Below are 20,496 nucleotides of genomic sequence, written 5' to 3' on the forward strand. Positions count from 1 at the left end.
GAGGCCTGTGTTATAATCGCCGGCCTTTTCAGCGTGCGATTCTTTCATGACCGGCAAAGACACCGCAGAGCCCTCGAGCCTGAAGATCTACTTCCGCCTGCTCACCTACGTGCGGCCCTACTGGGGCATGTTCGCCCTGAGCATCGTCGGCTTCCTGATCTTCGCCGCCACCCAGCCGATGCTGGCCGGCATCCTCAAGTACTTCGTCGACGGCCTGACGCACCCGGACGCCAAGCTGTTCCCCAACGCCCCCTGGCCCTGGCTGCGCGACCTCTCGCTGCTCTACGCGGTGCCGCTGCTGGTGGTGCTGATCGCGGTCTGGCAGGGCATCGGCTCCTTCCTCGGCAACTACTACATCGCCCGCGTCTCCCTGGGCCTGGTGCACGACCTGCGGGTGGCGCTGTTCAACAACCTGCTGACGCTGCCCAACCGCTATTTCGACAGCCACAACTCCGGGCACCTGATCTCGCGCATCACCTTCAACGTGACCATGGTCACCGGCGCCGCCACCGACGCCATCAAGGTGGTGATCCGCGAAGGCATGACCGTGGTCTTCCTGTTCCTCTCGCTGCTGTACATGAACTGGAAGCTGACCCTGGTGATGGTCGCCATCCTGCCGGTCATCGCCCTGATGGTGACCAGCGCCAGCCGCAAGTTCCGCAAGCAGAGCAAGAAGATCCAGGTGGCCATGGGCGACGTGACCCACGTCTCCTCCGAGACCATCCAGGGCTACCGCGTGGTGCGCAGCTTCGGCGGCGAGGCCTACGAGCGCGAGCGCTTCCTCGACGTGAGCCGGGAGAACACCGAGAAGAACCTGCGCATGAACAAGACCTCGGCTATCTACACGCCGATGCTGCAACTGGTGATCTACAGCGCCATGGCCGTGCTGCTGTACCTGGTGCTGCTGCTGCGCGGCGACGCCACCGTCGGCGACCTGGTGGCCTACATCTCCATGGCCGGCCTGCTGCCCAAGCCGATCCGCCAGCTCTCGGAGGTCAGCTCGACCATCCAGAAGGGCGTGGCCGGCGCCGAGAGCATCTTCGAGCAGCTCGACGAGAAGCCCGAAGTGGACCACGGCAGCATCGAGAAGGAGCGCGTGCAGGGCCGGCTGGAAGTGAAGAACCTCAGCTTCACCTACCCGGGCAGCGAGAAGCGCGTGCTCAACGACCTCGACTTCAGCGTCGAGCCGGGGCAGATGGTCGCCCTGGTCGGCCGCTCCGGCAGCGGCAAGTCGACCCTGGCCAACCTCATCCCGCGCTTCTACGACCACAGCGAGGGCAAGATCCTCCTCGATGGCGTGGACGTCGAGGACTACCGCCTGCCCAACCTGCGCAAGCACATCTCGCTGGTCACCCAGCAGGTCAACCTGTTCAACGACAGCGTGCTCAACAACATCGCCTACGGCGACCTCGCCAGCAAGCCGCGCAGCGCGGTGGAGAAGGCCGCCGAGGACGCCTTCGCCCGCGAGTTCATCGACCGCCTGCCCGAAGGCTTCGACACCGAGGTGGGCGAGAACGGCGTGATGCTCTCCGGCGGCCAGCGCCAGCGCCTGGCGATCGCCCGCGCGCTGCTCAAGGACGCCCCGGTGCTGATCCTCGACGAGGCCACCTCGGCGCTGGACACCGAGTCCGAACGGCACATCCAGGCCGCCCTGGAGAAGGTCATGGAGGGCCGCACCACCCTGGTGATCGCCCACCGCCTGAGCACCATCGAGCGCGCCGACCTGATCCTGGTGATGGACCAGGGCCACATCGTCGAGCGGGGCACCCACGACGAGCTGATCGCCCTCAACGGCTACTACGCGCGCCTGCATGCCAGGCAGTTCGCCGACGAGCCGGCCGAGGACGGCATCGGCGAGTCGGCCTGAATGGCCCTGCTCGATCGCCTGCGCGTCGTCCGCGAGCGCGGCTGGACGCCCATCGACGCCGCGGCCTACGCCGAGGCCTGGCAGCGCTTCGGCGGCAGCGTGGCGACCCACCCGCAGGTGGTGGAGCGCCTGGCCGGCCTTGCCGGCATCCCGGTGCGCTACCTGGGCTGGGTCGCCGATGGCCAGCTGCGCGCCGCCATCCCCACCTGGGGCCGGCACCTGGCGCTGTCCAAGGAAGTGCTCAAGCGCGAAGGCAAGAAGGCGCTGTTCGACCTGGGCAACGCCGAGGTCATCCTGCCGGTCGCCGAGGACGCGCGCATCGCCCTGCGCCATCGGGTGCGCTACCTCTCCGAGCTGAACCAGCCGCAGGTGGCCGACGCCCGCCGGCAGGACGAGGAACTGGCGCTGAACCGCGCGCCGGCGGACTTCTCCAAGAAATTCCGCTACAACCAGCGCCGCGAGCTGCGCCTGCTGGAAGAGGCCGGCGGCGTGCTGCAGCCGATGGACGAGCTGGGCCCGGCCGAGCAGGCGCGCATCTACGCCGAGCTGTTCCAGCGCCGCTGGGGCTTCGAGGTGCCGGGCAAGGCGCGCCTGGCCGAGGTGCTCGGGCTGATGCGCGAGTTCATGCGCGGCTCGCTGGTGCGCCTGGACGGCGAGCCGGTGGCGATCCAGATTCTCTACCGCGTCGAGTCGCCGAAGTGGATCAGCGTCGAATACATCAACGGCGGCGTGGCCCCGGAGAACCGCGAGTTCAGCCCCGGCAGCGTGCTCACCCACGTCAACACCCAGCAGGCCTGGGCCGAGGCCGAGGCGCTGGGCAAGCCGCTACGCTATTCCTTCGGCCGCGCCGACCGCGAATACAAGGACCGCTGGTGCCACCGGGTGCCGGTGTTCCAGGTGTAACGGCACAACCCCGTCATTCCCGCGAACGCGGGAACCCAGTGGCTGTGTAGGAGCGGACTCCGTCCGCGATCGACCCCGGAGAACCCCATGAGCGCCCGCAAGCAGCAACTGCTCAAGAAACACCGCCGCAAGAAGCGCCTGGTGCTGCTGGCCGCCCTGCTGGCGCTGGTCGCCCTCGGCGTGTTCGCCCCCTGGTGGAGCCTGCCCCTGGCCGTGCTGCTGGGCTGGGTGGCCCACGAGGCCTGGTTCGCCGACCACCTGTTCTACTCGCCGCGCGACGACTACCGTTACGACTTCCCGGAAGGCCAGCTGAGCCTGCCGGCGTCCCTCGGCCCCCACGGCCTGCACGTCGCCACCGATGCGCTGCCGGGGGACCACGAGACGCTGCTGCTGCAGATCCGCGTCAGGGCCAACTGGCTGGGCCGCTGGCTCGACCCGCAGGTGCTGATCGAAGGCGGCGAGGGCATCGACCGCCAGGACTTCGAGCGCGGCGTGAACGGCGTGCGCTACCTCAACCTGTCCGGCCAGGGCGCGGCCCTGCGCGGTGGGCACCTGCGCATCCACGGCCGCCACTGCCGCCTCGACACCCAGGGCACCCTGCACGCCTTCCACAACCCGGACTACGCCGAACGCCGGCTGATGGTGATCGCGCCCCACGCCGACGACGCCGAACTGGCCGCCTTCGGCCTGTACAGCCGCGCCGCAGAGGTGAGCATCGTCACCCTCACCCAGGGCGAGATCGAGGCCGGGCACTACCAGCGCCTGGGCCTGGACCAGGCCGCCGCGGCGCGCCTGAAGGGCCGCCTGCGCACCTGGGACAGCCTGGCCGTGCCGCTGTGGGGCGGGGTGCCGGCCAGCCGCTGCGTGCAACTGGGCTACTACTGCCTGCAACTGCCGGCGATGTGCGGCGAACCGGACAAGGGCTTCGGCTCGCGGGAGTCCGGCGAGAGCGACGTCCGCGACCTGCGCCGGCACAACCCGCTGAAACTGCCGGCCGACGCCGACGGCGTGCCCAGCTGGAACAACCTGGTGGCGGACCTGGTGGCGCTGCTGGAGCACTTCCGCCCCGAGGTGCTGGTCACCCCGCACCCGCAGCTGGACCCCCACGCCGACCACGTGCACGCCACGCGGGCGCTGCAGGAGGCCATCCAGCTCAGCGCCTGGAAGCCGCAGACCCTGCTGCTCTACGCCAACCACCTGCACGACAACGACCGCTGGCCCATGGGCCCGGCCGAAGGCGGCGTGGCCCTGCCGCCGTGCATCGAAGCGCTGCCGGCCGACGCCCTGTGGAGCCCGGCGCTGGACGCCGCCACGCGCCTCGACAAGGCCCAGGCCCTGGCCATGCAGCACGACCTGAGCGTCCCGCTGCCGGCCAAGAAGCGCCTGCGCCGGCTGATCCAGCGGGCCCTGGCCGGGCGCCGCTGGCCGGCCAGCGGCGAGGACGAATTCTTTCGCAAGGCGGTGCGCCGCCACGAGCTGTTCTGGGTGCGCCCGCTGCGCTGAACGACCGGCGCCCGGCGCGAGGCCGGGCAAGCGGCTATGGTATTATCCGCGGCGATTTCGACCTGCGGAGTTCCCATGAAACTGACCATGCCCCGTTTCGATCAGGCCCCTGTGCTGGTGGTCGGCGACGTGATGCTCGACCGCTACTGGCACGGCGCGACCTCGCGCATCTCGCCCGAGGCGCCGGTGCCGGTGGTGCGGGTCGAGCAGCATGAGGACCGCCCCGGCGGCGCGGCCAACGTCGCGCTGAACCTGGCCGCCCTGGGCGCCCCGGCCTTCCTGGTCGGCGTCACCGGCGAGGACGAGGCCGCCGCCAGCCTGGCCGACAGTCTTGGCGCGGTGGGCGTGACCACCCGCTTCCAGCGCATCGCCGGGCAGCCGACCATCGTCAAGCTGCGCGTCATGAGCCGGCATCAACAGTTGTTGCGGGTGGACTTCGAGGAACCCTTCAGGACCGACGCCCAGGCCCTGGCCCGCGAGACCGAGGCGCTGCTGGACCAGGTCCGCGTGCTGGTGCTGTCGGACTACGGCAAGGGCGCGCTGAAGAACCACCAGGCGCTGATCCAGGCCGCGCGCAAGCGCAACATCCCGGTGCTGGCCGACCCCAAGGGCAAGGACTTCTCCATCTACCGCGGCGCCAGCCTGATCACCCCGAACCTCTCCGAGTTCGAGGCCATCGTCGGCCGCTGCCAGGACGAGAACGAACTGGTGGCCAAGGGCCTGAAGCTGCTCGGCGACCTGGAGCTGGGCGCGCTGCTGGTGACCCGCGGCGAGCACGGCATGACCCTGCTGCGCCCCGGCCACCCGGCGCTGCACCTGCCGGCCCGCGCCCGCGAAGTGTTCGACGTCACCGGCGCCGGCGACACCGTGATTTCCACCCTGGCCGGCGCCCTGGCCGCCGGCGAGGACCTGCCCCAGGCCGTGGCCCTGGCCAACCTGGCCGCCGGCATCGTGGTCGGCAAGCTCGGCACCGCCGCCATCAGCGCTCCCGAACTGCGCCGCGCGGTGCAGCGCGAGCAGGGCTCCGAGCGCGGCGTGCTGGGCCTGGAGCAACTGCTGCTGGCCATCGAGGACGCCCGCGCCCACGGCGAGAAGATCGTCTTCACCAACGGCTGCTTCGACATCCTCCACGCCGGCCACGTCAGCTACCTGGAACAGGCCCGCGCCCAGGGCGACCGGCTGATCGTGGCGGTCAACGACGACGCCTCGGTGGGCCGCCTGAAAGGCCCGGGCCGGCCGATCAACAGCGTCGACCGGCGCATGGCGGTACTCGCCGGCCTCGGCGCGGTGGACTGGGTAGTGAGCTTCAGCGAGGACACCCCCGAACGCCTGCTCGCCCAGGTGCGCCCGGACGTGCTGGTCAAGGGCGGCGACTACTCGGTGGACCAGGTGGTCGGCGCCGACATAGTCGCCGGCTACGGCGGCGAAGTGCGCGTCCTCGGCCTGGTGCCGAACAGCTCCACCACCGCGATCGTCGAAAAGATCCGCCAGAAGCGCTAACGCCGATATCCCCATGGACGTAGGGCGTACAACCGTTCGCGGTTGTACGCCCTACGTTTCCACTGACCCCTCTGCCATGCGTTCCCGGCAAAGCGGTCATGGTCCCCCCTCCGCCTCCCGGCGCATGATCCCCGGCATCCCATCCCCCCGTGGAGCGAGATGCCATGACCACCGACGTGCAGGGCCGCGCCCTGGCCGTGCTCAACCGGGTGGCCCAGGCCGACTGGCCGGACCGCCTGAAGCTGCGCAAACCCTTCGAGAAGCTGCTCTACACCGGTAGCCGCACCGGCTTCCGCATGGCCAGCCAGCGTGCCGCCAAGCAAACCAAGACGCCGCGCAAGGTCGACCCGGACGGGCTCTTCGACCTGACGCTGTCCGACGAACAGCAGATGCTGGTGGACATGCTCGAAGGCTTCGCTGCCGAGGTGCTGCGCCCGGCCGCCCACGATGCCGACGCCGACGCCGGGGTGCCCGCCGAACTGCTCAACCAGGCCCTGGAACTGGGCCTGGCCTACTACGGCGTGAGCGAAGTGCACGGCGGCATGGCTGGCGAACGCACTGTGCTGACCAACGCGCTGATCGCCGAGGCCCTGGCCCGTGGCGACCTGAGCCTGGCCGCGGCGCTGCTGGTGCCGCTGTCGGCGGCCAACTGCATCCGCCGCTGGGCCAGCCCGCAGCAGCAGGCGCAGTGGCTGCCGGCGTTCGTCGGCGAGGACGGCCCGCCGCTGATCGGCATCGCCGTGGGCGAGCCGCAGTTGCTGGCCGACCCCGCGCAGCTGAAGACCCAGGCGCGCAAGCGCGGCCGCCATTACCTGCTGTCCGGCGAGAAGTGCCTGGTGGTACGCGGGCTGGATGCCAGCCAGTTGCTGGTCGCCGCGCAGACCGCCGACGGCCCGGCGCTGTTCCTGGTCGACGCCGCCGCCAAGGGCGTGGAGCGCCGCCCCGAGCCGGCCATGGGCCTGAAGGCCGCCGGCACCGCGCGCATCCGCCTGAAGGGCGTGAAGGTCGACGCCGGCCGTCGCCTGGCCGCGGAGAAATTCGACTACCAGGCTTTTCTCGACCTCAGCGGCCTGGCCTGGTGCGCCCTGGCCCTGGGTACTGGGCAGGCGGCGCTGGACTACGTGATCGGCTACTGCAACGAGCGCGAGGCCTTCGGCGAGCCCATCAGCCACCGCCAGGGCGTGGCCTTCATGGTCGCCGACATCGCCATCGAACTGGACGCCATGCGCCTGATGACCTGGCGCGCCTGCGCCCTGGCCGAGCGTGGCCAGCCGTTCCATCGCGAGGCCTACCTCGCCCGCCTGCTCTGCGCCGAGAAGGCCATGAAGATCGGCACCGACGCCGTGCAGTTGCTCGGCGGCCACGGCTTCACCAAGGAACACCCAGCCGAGCGCTGGTACCGCGACCTGCGCGCCCTGGCCGTGATGGCCGGCGGCCTGCACCTCTGAGGAGCGCCTGCATGTACCTGGAAACCCCGAAGAAATTCCGTGGCCTGGTCAACCAGGCGCACCAGGTGGCGGAAAACTACCTGCGGCCGATCTCGCGCAAGTACGACAAGGCCGAGCACGCCTACCCCAAGGAGCTGGACCTGCTGGCCGCGCTGCTGGACGGCATGAACGCCGGCTCGCCGGACGCCGTGGGCGCCACCTCGGCCAGCAGGCGCAAGGGCGCGGCGGCGGAGGAGGGCGCGAAGAACGGCGGCAACCTCTCCGCCTGCCTGGGCGTGATGGAAATGTGCTGGGGCGACGTCGGCCTGCTGCTGGCCATGCCGCGCCAGGGCCTGGGCAACGCCGCCATCGCCGCGGTGGCCAACGACGAACAACTGAAGCGCTTCGGCGGCACCTGGGCGGCCATGGCCATCACCGAGCCGGGCTGCGGCTCGGACTCGGCGGCCATCCGCGCCACGGCCACCCGCGACGGCGACCACTACGTGCTCAATGGCGAGAAGATCTTCGTCACCTCCGGCGCCCGCGCTGATGCCGTGGTGGTCTGGGCCACCCTGGACCGTGGCCTGGGCCGCGCGGCGATCAAGTCCTTCGTGGTGGAGAAGGGCACCCCGGGCATGACCGTCACCCGCCTGGAGAAGAAGCTCGGGATCAAGGCTTCGGACACCGCCTCCATCAGCTTCAGCGACTGCCGGGTGCCGGCGGCCAACCTGCTGGGCAACGCCGAGATCGACGTGCAGAAGGGCTTCGCCGGCGTCATGGAGACCTTCGACAACACCCGCCCGCTGGTGGCGGCCATGGCGGTCGGCGTGGCCAAGGCCTCGCTGGACCGCGCCCGCGAACTGCTGAAGAAGGCCGGCTGCCGCTTCGACTACGCCAGGCCGCTGCTGAGCGTGTCCCACGCCGAGGCGACCCTGTACCGCCTGGAGGCGGAATGGGAGGCCGCGCGCCTGCTGACGCTGAAGGCCGCATGGATGGCCGACAACCGCCAGCCCAACTCCAGGGAGGCCTCCATCGCCAAGGCCAAGGCCGGGCGGGTGGCCAACGAGGTCACCCTGAAGTGCGTGGAACTGGCCGGAGCCCTGGGCTACGGCGAGGACGAGCTACTGGAGAAATGGGCGCGGGACTCGAAGATCCTCGACATCTTCGAGGGCACCCAGCAGATCCAGCTGCTGATCGTGGCGCGCAGGCTGTTGGGCAAGACCTCAAGCCAGTTGAAGTGACCGGAGCAGCCGTTCACATGTAGGAGCGCGCCCTGCGCGCGATTCGCAGGCAGGGCCTGCTCCTACGGGTGTTGTGTTTGCCGGAGGGCGTAGGAGGACCTTGTCCGCGATAGCCGGAGGTTTCGGCGCGATTCGCGGATGAGATCCGCTCCTACGCCATCCCACCCGCGCCATTCCGATGTAGGAGCGCGCCCTGCGCGCGAATCGCGGGCAGGGCCCGCTCCTACAGGGGTGCCTTCAGGCCGTGCGCCGGCCCTTGCCGGAATTGCCGTTGGCCGGCGGCAGGCTGTCGAGCCAGTCGCGGAAGCGGATGCGCTCGTCGCGCACCAGCCAGCCGTCCTGCTCGGCGAAGCTTTCCGAGAGCCACAGGCCGCGGGTCGCGGCTTTCACCAGTTCGCCCTTGCGCAGGGTGAAGAGCGCGCCGGTGGGCTGGCCGTGCTCCAGCGGCAGCAGGTAGAGGTCCGGCCGGCGGCGGTCCAGGCGGGCCACCAGCGGGCCGCTTTCCAGGCGCTCGTCGACGTGGAACAGGCTTACGTCGCGCACGTCCCTGGGCAGCTCCATGCGCATGTCGTAGACCAGTTGCAGCGAGGCAGTGGGCAGGTGCACGTAGGCCTGCGGGCGCTCCAGCAGGCGCAGGGCGCCGGCCTGCACCGGGCGTGCGGCGCCGGACAGCGGCGTCAGCGAGAAGTGGCTGGCCTCGCGGTAGCGCAGGGTGCCCTGGTAGGGCGTCGGCAGCCAGGTGTCGCCGAAGCGCCCGCCCAGCCAGCCGTCGGCGGTTTCCACCAGGCATTCCTCGGCCACTTCCTGGATGGCGGTGAGCAGCGGCAGGTTCAGCTCGTGGGACGGCACGTAGCCGGAAATCAGCTTGAGCACGGTGTCGCCGCGGTCGGCGCGCTGCTGGCGCACCAGCACCCAGTAGTCGCGGCCCTGCCAGTTGAGCGTCAGGCGCACCGACACGCCCAGGTTGGCGAGCTCGGCGGTGAAGTGCCGGGCATCGGCCACCTGTACCGGGCGGCGGCGCCCCAGGACCTGGGAGAAGTTCAGCGGCAGGCCGAGGCCCTGGTAGACCAGGCTGTCGGGGTTGGCCTCGACCAGCAACGGCAAGGTCTTGAAGGCGGTCGGGTCCTTGCGGGCGAGCGTACGGGGCATGGGCGGTCCTCGTCGTACAGGGCGCGTCGGGCCGCCCGCGGGCTGGGCGGCCTGGCCGATCGTTCCGGGTTGCCAGTGGCTAGGGCGTTGACGGCGAACTTCGAAAACCCTCGATTATTTCGAGCTTAACCCTGAAAGAGTCTTGGTTTTCGGCTGTTTTTCCTGTCAGCGAGCTTTTGGCGGCAATTTTGCGTGCCGCGGTTTTTCACCGCGGAGTCTGAGCATGGCACAGGAATGCGCCCTTTGTGTCAACCTTGGGTGACTGCCGATCAACGGTCGTGGCGGCACCGTACCCGGCTGGCAGCCCTCAGCCGCCGAGGACTTCGGCCGCCAGCGCGACGTTGTGCCGCAGGTGCTGGGGGTTGATGGTGCCGACGATGGCCGCGCCCACGCCGGGGTGGCCGAACACCAGCTCGAAGCTGGCGCGCACCGGGTCCTGGCCTTCGGCCAGGCAGGCGTGGCCGCTGGCCAGGGCCTTCTTCACCAGGATGCCGCGGTGGTGCGCCAGGGCGTGATCGATCACCGCCTTCTCGGCCTGTTCGCCGAGGTTGTAGGTGACCATGGCGCAGTCGCCGCGCTGCAGCGCCAGCAGGCCGCCATCGACGGTCTTGCCGGAGAAGCCGAAGCCGCGGATCAGGCCTTCCTGCTTGAGCCGCTCCAGGGTTTCGTAGACCTCGGTGCGCTGCAGGACGTGCAGGTCGTTGCCGTCGGAGTGCACCAGCACCAGGTCGATGTAGTCGGTTTCCAGGCGGCGCAGGCTGCGCTCCACCGACAGGCGGGTGTGGGCGGCGCTGAAGTCGAAGCGCGACTGGCCGCCGTCGAACTCCTCGCCGGTCTTGCTGACGATCACCCAGTCCTGGCGCTGGCCGCGCAGCAGCGGGCCGAGGCGCTCCTCGCTGCGGCCATAGGCCGGCGCGGTGTCGAGCAGGTTGATGCCCAGTTCGCGGGCCAGCGCCAGCAGGTCGGCGGCCTCGCGGTCGTCGGGGATGCGGAAGCCATTGGGGTACTTCACCCCCTGGTCGCGGCCCAGCTTGACGGTGCCCAGGCCCAGCGGCGAGACCTCCAGGCCGGTGCTGCCCAGCGGGCGGCGCAGCGCGTGCAGGCCGTTCATGGCAGTAGCTCCTCCCACACCGGGCGGGCCAGGGGCGGGCGCGGCAGCTCCGGCAGCGCCTGCCCGGCGGCGGGGCGGATGCCGTCGCGCTCCAGGGCTTCGAAGACGCGGTCGGCGAAGTTCGGCGCCAGCGCCAGCTTGGTCGGCCAGCCCACCAGCAGGCGGCCCTGGTCGGCGAGGAAGGCGCTGTCCGGGCGCAGCAGGCCGGACTGCGCCGGTTCGGCGCGGTCCACCCGCAGGGTGGCCCAGCGCGCGGCCGACAGGTCGACCCAGGGCAGCAGCTTGCGCAGTTCGCGCTGGGCCTCGGCGATCTGCTCGGCTTCGCTGCGGGCCACGCCTTCGGCTTCGGCGATGTCGCCGCCAAGGTACCAGACCCACTGGCCGTCGGCGGCCGGGTGGGTGGTCACGGTGACCCGCGGCTTGGGCCCGCCGCCCACGCAGTGGGCGTACAGCGGCTTCAGCGTCGGCGCCTTGACCAGCACCATGTGCAGCGGGCGGCGCTGCATGGCCGGCTGGTCCAGGCCGAGTTCGCGCAGCAGCGCCTCGTTGCCGGCGCCGGCGGCGAACACCACGCGCTGGGCGCGGACGTCGCGGCCGTCGACGCGCAGGCCGACCAGATCGTCGCCTTCGCGCAGTGGCTCGATGCGTTCGCCGGCCAGCAGGCCGTCCCCGGCCAGCACCGCCAGGTGGGCGATGAGGCTGGGCACGTCCAGCACCAGTTCCGAGAGGCGGTAGGCCTTGCCCTTGAAGGCCTTGTCCTGCAGCGCCGGCGGCAGCTCGTCGCCCTTCACCTGGGCCACGCGGCTGCGCACCGCCTTGCTGGCGAAGAAGCTGGTGAGGTTGCCGGCCAGGCCGCCCGGCGACCACAGGTAGTGGGCGTCGGAGAGCACGCGCACGCCGCGCAGGTCCAGCTCGCCGTCGCCGGCCAGGCACTGGCGCCACAGCGAGGGCATGTCGGCGATGGCTTCCGAGGCGCCGGTCAGCGCGCCGTGCAGGGCGTACTTGGTGCCGCCGTGGATGATCCCCTGCGAGCGCATGCTCTGCACGCCGCCGAGCGCGGTGTTCTCCACCAGCACGCTGGAGAAGCCGGCGCGGCGCAGGCGGGCATTCAGCCAGAGGCCGGCGATGCCGCCGCCGACGACGAGGATGTCGGTGCTCAGGGGTTGGGTCATGGAAGGGCGCGCCTCGCGTGAAACGAAGCGCGCAGTATAACCGAGGGGGCCGTGGCTCAGTGGCCGACGCTGCGCGAGAACAGCTGGATCACCACCACGCCGCTGACGATCAGGCCCATGCCCAGCACGGCCGGGGCATCGAGCTTCTGCTGGTAGAGCACCAGAGCGGCGACGCTGACCAGCACGATGCCCAGGCCGGCCCAGATGGCGTAGGCGATGCCCACCGGAATGCTGCGCACCACCAGGGTGAGCATCCAGAAGGAGATGGCGTAGCCGACGATCACCAGCAGCAGGGGCAGGGGCGTGGACAGGCCTTTCACCGACTTCAGCGAAGCGGTGGCGATGACTTCGGCGACGATGGCGATGGCGAGGTAGAGATAGCCGGGCATGTTGAGTCCTCCCCAGGAGCGGCCGGGCGGGCAGCCGATATTGCGAATGGCGACATTCTAGTGTTCCTGGCGATGGGATAAAGTCATTGCCTATCTGCAAAGGAGATAGGTCATGCAGTGGAACCTGGACCAGTTGCGACTCTTCGTCAGCGTCGCCGATCAATCCTCCTTCTCGGCGGCGGCGCGCCAGCTCAAGCGCGTGCAGTCGGCGGTGAGCTCGTCCATCGCGCTGCTGGAGAGCGACCTGGGCGTGAGCCTGTTCGACCGCAGCAGCGGCCGCCAGCCGGTGCTGACCGAGGAGGGCAGGGCGCTGCTCGACGAGGCCCGCGAGGTGCTGCGCCAGTGCGAGCGCCTGGAAAGCCGCGCCGCCGCCCTGGTGCGCGGCGAGGAAGCCCGCCTGCGCCTGGCCCAGGACGAGGCCATGCCCTACCAGCCGGTGCTTTCCAGCCTGCAGGCGCTGGCCCGGGCCTTCCCGACCCTGGAAGTGCAGCTGGCCAGCGGCGCCCAGGGCGACGTGGCGCGCAAGCTGCTGGAACGCCGCGCCGACCTCGGCCTGCTGTTCCACCACGAAGGCATGCCCCAAGCCCTGGAGCGCCAGCGCCTGGGCACCATCGAGATGGTCACGGTGTGCGGCGCCGGCCACGCCCTGGCCCGCCTGGACTACGCCGACCGCCGCGAGCTGGCGCGGCACCGCCAGCTGCTGATGGCGCCGCAGGACAGCCATTACCCCGGCGGCGAGCAGATCAGCCCGCTGGTGTGGCGCGCCGACAGCTTCTACGCCATGGCCGAGCTGCTGATGCGCGACCTCGGCTGGGCCTGGCTGCCGCGCCATGTGGCGCAGTACCCGGCCTACCAGCCGCTGCTGGTGGAACTGGCCAGCGACTGGACGCCGCCGCCGCTGGTGGTGGAGCTGGTCTGCCGCCGCGACGAGCCCCTGGGCCCGGCGGCGCAATGGCTGGGCAGATGCTTCGCCGAGCACCTGAAGGAATAGGACGCATGACTGTAGCGGGCCCTGCCCGCGAATCGCGCGCAGGGCGCGCTCCTACAGGTGGGACAGCGTTGGCGGGTAGGGCTCCGTCCGCGATGGCTCGCCCCCGCGCCATCGATCGCGGATAAATCCGCTCCTACGGTAAGCCCCGCGCGAACGTCCGGGTGTTATTTGCTACTCTCCGCCGCCATGAACCGAACCCTCTATACCCTGCTGTTCCACCTGGGCCTGCCGCTGGTCGCGCTGCGCCTGTTCCTGCGTTCGCGCAAGGCGCCGGCCTACGCCCGGCGTATCGGCGAGCGCTTTTCCTTCGGCCTGCCGAAGATGCAGCCGGGCGGCATCTGGGTGCACGCCGTGTCGGTGGGCGAGAGCATCGCCGCGGCGCCGATGATCCGTGCCCTGCAGCAGCGTCATCCACAGCTGCCGATCACCGTCACCTGCATGACTCCGACCGGCTCCGAGCGCATCCGCGCGCTGTTCGGCGACAGCGTGCAGCATTGCTACCTGCCCTACGACCTGCCCTGGGCCGCGTCGCGCTTCCTGGAACGGGTGAAGCCGCGCCTGGCGGTGATCATGGAAACCGAGCTGTGGCCCAACCATATCCACCAGTGCGCCCGCCGTGGCATCCCGGTGGCGCTGGCCAACGCCCGCCTGTCCGAGCGCTCGGCGCGCGGCTATGCGCGCTTCGAGGGGCTGACGCGGCCGATGCTCGGCGAGATGAGCTGGCTGGCGGTGCAGACCGAGGCCGAGGCCGAGCGCTTCCGCCGCCTGGGCGCGCGCCCGGAGTGCGTGAGCGTGACCGGCTCGATCAAGTTCGACCTGAGTATCGACCCCGCACTGCCCGCCCGCGCCGCGGCCCTGCGCCACGACTGGCAGGCCGAGGGCCGGCCGGTATGGATCGCCGCCAGCACCCACGCGGGGGAGGACGAGATCGTCCTCGCCGCCCACCGCAAGCTGCTGGAGACGCATCCGGATGCCCTGCTGATCCTGGTGCCGCGCCACCCGGAGCGTTTCGACGGCATGTTCGAGCTGTGCCGCCGCGAGGGCTTCGCCACGCTGCGGCGTTCCGGCGGCGAGCCGGTACAGCCGGCCACCCAGGTGCTGCTCGGCGACACCATGGGCGAGCTGCTGTTCCTCTACTCCCTGGCCGACGTCGCCTTCGTCGGCGGCAGCCTGGTGCCCAACGGCGGCCACAACCTGCTGGAGCCGGCGGCCCTGGGCAAGCCGGTGCTGGCCGGACCACAGCTGTTCAACTTCCTCGAGATAGCCGCGCAACTGCGCGAGGTCGGCGCCCTGCGCGAAGTGCTGGATGCGCCGACCCTGGCGGTGGCGGTGGGGCAACTGTGGGATGAGCCAGCGGTGGCGCAGCGCATGGCCGACGCCGGGTTGGGGGTGTTGCGGGCGAACCAGGGGGCTTTGCAGCGGTTGCTCGATGGGTTGGCGCGGTTGTTGGGGTAGGGTTTTCGTAGGAGCGAGCTGCTCGCGAACGGTGCTGGCCTGTGGCTTCGGTGCCTTGGTCTGACTCCGCACCCTCTCCCTAACCCTCTCCCTGAAGGGAGAGGGGACCGTTGGGCAGAGCTGGGTGTTCTGGAGTTAGCCGGCAACACCGAAGGTTTCCAGCTGAAACCATCACGTCTCTCGGCACGGGCTAGCCCCCTCTCCCTGCAGGGAGAGGGCTGGGGAGAGGGGACGGTGGTGACCTCATGCACCGCCATGACCGGGAAACTCCGTTCGCGAGCAAGCTCGCTCCTGCAGAAAGGCGCCGTGTCAGAACGTCGGCGGCGTGATCACCCAGAGCACCACCGCATCCACGTCCCCCGGGTTGCCGTAGCGGTGCGGCTCCTGGCTGGAGTAGCTGAAGCTGTCGCCCTCGTTCAGCTGGAAGTGGCGCTCGCCCACCCACAGCTCGAAGGTGCCGCTGAGCAGGTAGCCGGCTTCCTCGCCCTCATGGCTGTAGCTCTGCTGGCTGTAGGTGCCCGGCGGGAAGCGCGAGTGGAGGATCTCCAGCTGGCGGCTGGGCTGCGGGCTGAGCAGCTCGTCGACGATGCCGTCTTCGTAGTGCACGCTGGTGCGGGCGTTGCGCCGCACCACGTAGCCGGCGTCGGCCGGGTCGGCCTGCACTTCGCTGGCGAAGAACCACTGGATGGTCACCCCCAGGCTGCGGGCGATGTTGAACAGCGCCGGGATCGACGGGTAGGCCAGGTTGCGCTCCAGCTGGCTGATGTAGCCGGCGGTGAGCTTGCTCTGCTCGGCCAGCTCGGCCAGTGTCATGCCGCGCCGCTTGCGCAGGCCGCGGATGCGCGTGCCGAGGAATTGCGCTTCGGCGCTGGCGGGGGCTTGCTGCGGGGCTTTCGGGCTCATGCGGCGAGGGTCCTGGAGAAAAACGGCTACAGGCTACAGACTTCAGGCGGCAGGCTGAAGCGGCTCTTGCTTTTGCCTGAAGCCTGCAGCCTGTCGCCTGCCGCCGCCCCTATATCGCCCAGGCTGCCTTGAGGCCTTCGTAGATGGCTTCTTCGGCCGTGCGCGGGGCCAGGCAGTCGCCGATGCGGCGGAACTCCACCAGGCCTTCCAGTTCCGCGGCGAGGTCGTCCACCGGCTGGTGGCCCTGGCACAGCACCAGGGTGTCGATGTCTTCGAAGATCATCGGTTCGCCGCTGGCGCTGTGCTGCAGGTAGACGCTGCTGTCGTCGCAGCCGTACAGCCGCGCGTAGGGGGTGATCTCGATGCCCAGGCGGTGCAGTTCGCCGGCCAGGTGGTCGCGTACGTACAGCGGCAGGTTCTCGCCGGCGTGGGTGCCGTTCACCGCCAGGCGCACCTGGTGGCCGGCGCGTACGAGTTGCTCGGCGATGCCGGGGGCGATCCAGTCGCAGCGCCAGTCGGTGACCAGCACCGAGCGGCCGACCTGCACTTCGCCGCGCAGCACCTGCCAGGCGTCCACCACCTGCAGTTCGCCGCCGCGCTCGAACGGCGGCCAGTAGGGCCTGGCGCCGGTGGCGACTATCACCAGGTCGGGTTTCTCGGCTTCCACCAGGGCGCGGTCGACGCGGGTGTTGCGGCGCACTTCCACGCCGGCCAGCTGCATCTCGCGCTGCAGGTTGGTGGAGGCACCGCCGAACTCGGCGCGGCGCGGCAGCAGTTGCGCCAGGTTGACCTGGCCGCCGAGCTGCGCGCCGGCCTCGCAGAGGATCACCTCATGGCCGCGCTGGGCCGCCACCGCCGCGGCCTTCATGCCCGCCGGGCCACCGCCGGCCACCAGCACGCGCTTGCGTTGGACGGCCGGCTCGATGCGCCCGTACTGCAGCTCGCGGCCGGTTTCCGGGTGCTGGATGCAGGAGATCGGGTAGCCCCGGTGGAAGTGGCCGATGCACGCCTGGTTGCAGGCGATGCAGGCGCGCACGTCCTCGACGTGGCCGCTCTCGGTCTTGCTCGGCATCTGCGGATCGCAGATCAGTGCGCGGGTCATGCCGCACACGTCGGCCTGGCCGCGGGCGATGATCAGCTCGGCTTCCTGCGGCTGGTTGATGCGCCCGGTGACGAACAGCGGGATGTCCAGGCGCGCCTTGAAGGTCGCGGCGTTGCTGGCCAGGTAGGCGGCCTCGATGGCCATCGGCGGGACGATGTGGATGGCGCCGCCGAGGGAGGCGGAGGTGCCGGCGACTATGTGCACGTAGTCCAGCTCGCCCTGCAGCGCCCGCACGGCCTGCAGCGATTCGTCCTCGGTGAGGCCCTCGGGGTCGCGTTCGTCGGCGGAAATGCGCAGGCCGACGATGAAGTCCTCGGCGGTGGCTGCGCGCACGGCGGCGACCACCTCGCGGGTGAAGCGCAGGCGCGCGTCGAGGTCGCCGTTGTAGCCGTCGCTGCGGCGGTTCACCCGCGGGTTGAGGAACTGCGCCGGCAGGTAGCCGTGGCTGGCCACCACTTCCACGCCGTCCAGCCCGGCCTGGTGCAGGCGCCGCGCGGCGGCGGCGTAGCCGGCGACTATCTCGTCGATCATGCGCTGGTCCAGCTCGCGCGGCATCACCCGGAAGCGCTCGTTGGGCGAGGCCGAGGCAGAGTAGGCCACCGCCAGCAGGCCGTCGCTGGACTCCATGATCTCGCGCCCGGGGTGGAAGATCTGCGACAGCACCACGGTGCCCTCGGCGTGGCAGGCCTCGGCGACGCGGCGGTAGCCGGGGATGCATTCGTCGTCGGTGGCCATCAGCACGTGGGAGGTGTAGCGGGCGCTGTCGTGCACCCCCGCCACCTGCATCACGATCAGCCCCACGCCGCCCCTGGCGCGGGCCTGGTGGTAGGCCACCAGTTGATCGTTGACCAGGTTGTCGGTGGGCATCGAGGTGTCGTGCCCGGTGGACATGATGCGGTTCTTCAGGCGCTTGCCACGGATTTCCAGCGGGCTGAACAGGTGCGGGAAGGCATTGGTCACGGACTTCGTCCTTTCTTGTCGTTCTGCGGGAGGTCAGGCGTTGCGGGCCTGCCAGTCGACCGGGTAGAGGGCGTAGAACACGCAGGCCTTCTCGCCTTCGTAGGCCAGGGGCGTGCGTTCGGGCACCCAGATCACGTCGCCCGGCGCGGCCTCGATGACGCGCTCGCCCAGGCGCAGGCGGAAGTGGCCTTCCAGCACCACGATCAGCTCGTCGTAGAGCACCGTCCATTCGATGGAGCAGCCGTCGAAGCGGGCCAGGCCGGCGCCCATGGTCTGGCTGTCGGCCGGGCCGATCAGGCGGCAGATGGCCGCGCGCTCCGGCGGCTGGCCGGCGTAGGGCTGGAACTGCAGGGCGGACTGCTGGAAGTGGATGACGTCGGGCACGGCGTGGACTCCTGGAGCGAGGTTTTGTTGTTATCCAAGTAACGCCATGGAAATTTACCTTCAGTAAAAAATCAACTTGTTTTTTTAAAAGTGACTGGGTAGTTTCGTGTCCATGCCCCGTCGCCGACGGGGCGTGCCCAGCGACGTACTCCACAACAACTACAAGAGGAGATGCGCATGAACCGTGCTCCACGGTGTCTTCCCGCGCCGGCTGCCCCACGCCGCAGCGCCCCTTCGCCTCTGACTGCCAGCTGCCTCCATCCGCGAGTTGTTCCGGTACGCCCAACCCACCTCCGCCGTGCCACCGCGGTGGCCACGGTTCGCATTCACAGAGGGTCCGCTCGATGATTTCGCGCAAGAACGCTTTGCAACCCCTGCTGCTGCTCCTGGGACTCGGTCTCGGCAGCGCCCAGGCGCAGGATTCCATGGTCGTGGTCGGCTATGGCGGCGCCGGGCAGAAGGCCCAGGACCTGGCCTTCTTCCAGCCCTTCGCCAAGGCCAGCGGGGCGCGCCTGACCCAGGCCGAGTACAACGGCGAGATGGCGCGCATCAAGGTGATGACCGACACCGGCCACGCCGACTGGGACGTGGTGCAGATCGAGGGCCCGGACCTGGCGCGCAACTGCGACCTGGGCATGTTCGTGCCGCTGGACTGGAAGCAGCTGGGCGGCGCCGACCAACTGGTGCCCAACGCCGCCAAGGAGTGCGGCTCGGCTGCGCTGGTCTGGGGCGTGGCCATCGCCTACGACGCCGACAAGCTGAAGACCGCGCCCAGTGGCTGGCAGGATTTCTGGGACCTGCAGAAATTCCCCGGCAAGCGCGGAATGCGCAAGCGCGCGGTGTACAACCTGGAGTTCGCCCTGATGGCCGACGGCGTCGCGCCGGCGGACGTGTACAAGGTGCTCTCCACCAAGGCGGGCGTCGACCGCGCCTTCGCCAAGCTCGACCAGATCAAGCCGTCGATCCAGTGGTGGGAGGCCGGCGCCCAGCCGCCGCAGTGGCTCGCCGCCGGCGACGTGGTGATGACCACCAGCTACACCGGGCGCATCGCCGACGCCCACAAGAGCGGGCGCAACCTCGACCTGGTCTGGCCGGGCGCGCTGTACGGCATGGACTACTGGGCGATCATCAAGGGTTCGCAGCACGTCGACCTGGCCAAGCGCTTCATCGCCTTCGCCAACCAGGCCGACGCCCAGGTGGACTACGTGCACAACATCCCCTACGGCCCCACCAACAAGCAGGCCGCCGAACGCCTGCCGCAGGACCTGGCGCGCTGGGTGCCGACCGCGCCGGCGAACATCAAGGTGGGCCTGGCCATGGACGACGAGTTCTGGGCTGACCATGGCGAGGAGCTGGAAGAGCGCTTCAACGCCTGGGCGGCGCAATAGGTCAGGAGCGGCTGCAAGCTACAAGCTACAAGCTGCAGGCAAGAGCGAAGAGCCGGTCCCCCCTGTAGGAGCGAGCTTGCTCGCGAACCAAACCCGGCACCGTGCCCGCCCGGTTCGCGAGCAAGCTCGCTCCTACGAAGAGCCCCGCACATGCTCTTCCCTGTAGCCTGTAGCCTGTAGCCTGTAGCCTGTAGCCTGTAGCCTGTAGCCCGAACAACAAGAGGAACTCCGGCATGACCATCCCGATGCCCTCCCGTGAAACCTGCTCCGCCGAAGAGTGGAAGCTGCGCGAGGAGCTGGCCGCCTGCTACCGGCTGATCGCCCATTTCCGCATGAGCGACCTGATCTTCACCCACATCTCCCTGCGCCTGCCCGGGCCGCAGCATCATTTCCTGATCAATCCCTACGGGCTGATGTTCGACGAAATCACCGCCTCCAGCCTGGTGAAGATCGACCTGGACGGCAATCCGGTGGAGCCGACGCGCTACAAGGTCAACCCGGCCGGCTTCGTCATCCACAGCGCCATCCACGCCGCCCGCGAGGATGCCCGGTGCGTGCTGCACACCCACACCCGCGCCGCCTGCGCGGTGGCCGCCCAGGCCGGGGGGCTGTTGCCGCTGAACCAGATGTCGATGGAGTTCTACGGGCGCCTGGGCTACCACGACTACGAAGGCATCGCCCTGTCCTTCGACGAGCAGCAGCGCCTGGTGCGCGACCTCGGCGACCACCTGGGGATGATCCTGCGCAACCACGGCCTGCTGACCGTGGGCGAGAGCGTGAAGCAGGCGTTCCTGCGCATGTACTACCTGGAGAAGGCCTGCGACATCCAGGTCGCCGCCCAGGCCGGCGGCGAGCTGGTGATCCCGCCGGATGCGGTGTGCCGGCGCACCGAGCGCCAGTTCAACGAACCGGCGCGGCCGCAGGCCGAGGGCGAGCTGAGCGACCCGGATGGCTACGACCTGGCCTGGGAGGCGCTGCTGCGCATGCTCGAGCGCACCGCGCCGGAGTACAGGAACTGACGTGGGTGGGGCGGTGTAGGAGCGGATCTCAT

Annotated in this window: 17 protein-coding genes; 10 read left to right on the forward strand and 7 right to left on the reverse strand. The window is 69.9% G+C overall.

Annotated elements, in window-relative coordinates:
* Positions 1–46: 46 nt before the first annotated feature.
* From msbA to CHC02_RS02545, 6 genes are all read left to right on the forward strand, one after another.
* Positions 47–1,867 (forward strand): lipid A export permease/ATP-binding protein MsbA, encoded by a 1,821-nt coding sequence (gene msbA / locus CHC02_RS02520; protein ID WP_089389946.1) that lies wholly within the window; start codon positions 47–49, stop codon positions 1,865–1,867.
* Between the two features lie 6 nt (positions 1,868–1,873).
* The gene (locus CHC02_RS02525) at positions 1,874–2,770 is read left to right on the forward strand and encodes a GNAT family N-acetyltransferase (RefSeq protein WP_089390053.1); all 897 of its coding nucleotides are present in this window, start codon (positions 1,874–1,876) and stop codon (positions 2,768–2,770) included.
* 87 nt (positions 2,771–2,857) lie between these two features.
* Positions 2,858–4,273, forward strand: coding sequence for a PIG-L deacetylase family protein (locus tag CHC02_RS02530; RefSeq protein ID WP_089389947.1), 1,416 nt, complete (start codon positions 2,858–2,860; stop codon positions 4,271–4,273).
* Between the two features lie 75 nt (positions 4,274–4,348).
* On the forward strand, positions 4,349–5,773 hold the full coding sequence (gene hldE / locus CHC02_RS02535) for a bifunctional D-glycero-beta-D-manno-heptose-7-phosphate kinase/D-glycero-beta-D-manno-heptose 1-phosphate adenylyltransferase HldE (RefSeq protein WP_089389948.1): 1,425 nt from the start codon (positions 4,349–4,351) through the stop codon (positions 5,771–5,773).
* Positions 5,774–5,937: 164 nt separating this feature from the next.
* Positions 5,938–7,221 carry an acyl-CoA dehydrogenase family protein gene (locus CHC02_RS02540; protein WP_089389949.1) on the forward strand — a complete coding sequence of 428 codons (1,284 nt, stop codon included), beginning with the start codon at positions 5,938–5,940 and terminating at the stop codon, positions 7,219–7,221.
* An 11-nt stretch (positions 7,222–7,232) separates the two neighbouring features.
* On the forward strand, positions 7,233–8,441 hold the full coding sequence (locus tag CHC02_RS02545; RefSeq protein ID WP_089389950.1) for an acyl-CoA dehydrogenase family protein: 1,209 nt from the start codon (positions 7,233–7,235) through the stop codon (positions 8,439–8,441).
* A gap of 237 nt (positions 8,442–8,678) precedes the next feature.
* On the opposite strand, the gene CHC02_RS02550 is transcribed toward CHC02_RS02545, so the two are convergent.
* The 4 genes from CHC02_RS02550 to CHC02_RS02565 all read right to left on the reverse strand — a co-directional run bounded on the left by CHC02_RS02550 (position 8,679) and on the right by CHC02_RS02565 (position 12,262).
* Positions 8,679–9,590 carry a metal ABC transporter ATPase gene (locus CHC02_RS02550; protein WP_089389951.1) on the reverse strand — a complete coding sequence of 304 codons (912 nt, stop codon included), beginning with the start codon at positions 9,588–9,590 and terminating at the stop codon, positions 8,679–8,681.
* A gap of 307 nt (positions 9,591–9,897) precedes the next feature.
* The gene (locus CHC02_RS02555; protein WP_089389952.1) at positions 9,898–10,701 is read right to left on the reverse strand and encodes an aldo/keto reductase; all 804 of its coding nucleotides are present in this window, start codon (positions 10,699–10,701) and stop codon (positions 9,898–9,900) included.
* A complete protein-coding gene (locus tag CHC02_RS02560) occupies positions 10,698–11,873 on the reverse strand; it encodes an NAD(P)/FAD-dependent oxidoreductase (RefSeq protein WP_089389953.1) in 1,176 nt (391 codons plus the stop codon). Before CHC02_RS02560 ends, CHC02_RS02555 begins: the two co-directional genes overlap by 4 nt.
* A 56-nt stretch (positions 11,874–11,929) precedes the next feature.
* Positions 11,930–12,262, reverse strand: coding sequence for a DMT family transporter (locus CHC02_RS02565; protein ID WP_089389954.1), 333 nt, complete (start codon positions 12,260–12,262; stop codon positions 11,930–11,932).
* A gap of 112 nt (positions 12,263–12,374) precedes the next feature.
* On the opposite strand from CHC02_RS02565, the gene CHC02_RS02570 reads away from it, so the two are divergent.
* Positions 12,375–13,253, forward strand: coding sequence for a LysR family transcriptional regulator (locus tag CHC02_RS02570; RefSeq protein WP_089389955.1), 879 nt, complete (start codon positions 12,375–12,377; stop codon positions 13,251–13,253).
* Positions 13,254–13,439: 186 nt separating this feature from the next.
* On the forward strand, positions 13,440–14,708 hold the full coding sequence (gene waaA / locus CHC02_RS02575; RefSeq protein WP_089389956.1) for a lipid IV(A) 3-deoxy-D-manno-octulosonic acid transferase: 1,269 nt from the start codon (positions 13,440–13,442) through the stop codon (positions 14,706–14,708).
* Between the two features lie 309 nt (positions 14,709–15,017).
* Here waaA and CHC02_RS02580 read toward each other — a convergent pair whose 3' ends face one another.
* From CHC02_RS02580 to CHC02_RS02590, 3 genes are all read right to left on the reverse strand, one after another.
* Positions 15,018–15,611, reverse strand: a complete 594-nt coding sequence (locus CHC02_RS02580; RefSeq protein WP_089389957.1) for a helix-turn-helix domain-containing protein — start codon at positions 15,609–15,611, stop codon at positions 15,018–15,020.
* Positions 15,612–15,720: 109 nt separating this feature from the next.
* Entirely contained in the window at positions 15,721–17,673 is a 1,953-nt protein-coding gene (locus CHC02_RS02585) for an oxidoreductase (RefSeq protein ID WP_089389958.1), read from the reverse strand.
* Positions 17,674–17,706: 33 nt separating this feature from the next.
* Entirely contained in the window at positions 17,707–18,057 is a 351-nt protein-coding gene (locus CHC02_RS02590; protein ID WP_089389959.1) for a cupin domain-containing protein, read from the reverse strand.
* 344 nt (positions 18,058–18,401) lie between these two features.
* Between CHC02_RS02590 and CHC02_RS02595 the strand changes: the two genes are divergently transcribed.
* A complete protein-coding gene (locus CHC02_RS02595; RefSeq protein ID WP_089389960.1) occupies positions 18,402–19,445 on the forward strand; it encodes an ABC transporter substrate-binding protein in 1,044 nt (347 codons plus the stop codon).
* A 233-nt stretch (positions 19,446–19,678) separates the two neighbouring features.
* Positions 19,679–20,464: a class II aldolase/adducin family protein gene (locus CHC02_RS02605; RefSeq protein WP_089389962.1), complete on the forward strand. Its 786-nt coding sequence runs from the start codon at positions 19,679–19,681 to the stop codon at positions 20,462–20,464.
* The last annotated feature ends 32 nt before the right edge of the window (positions 20,465–20,496 follow it).

Origin of the sequence: Pseudomonas delhiensis (assembly GCF_900187975.1) — a bacterium.
GTDB lineage: Bacteria > Pseudomonadota > Gammaproteobacteria > Pseudomonadales > Pseudomonadaceae > Pseudomonas > Pseudomonas delhiensis.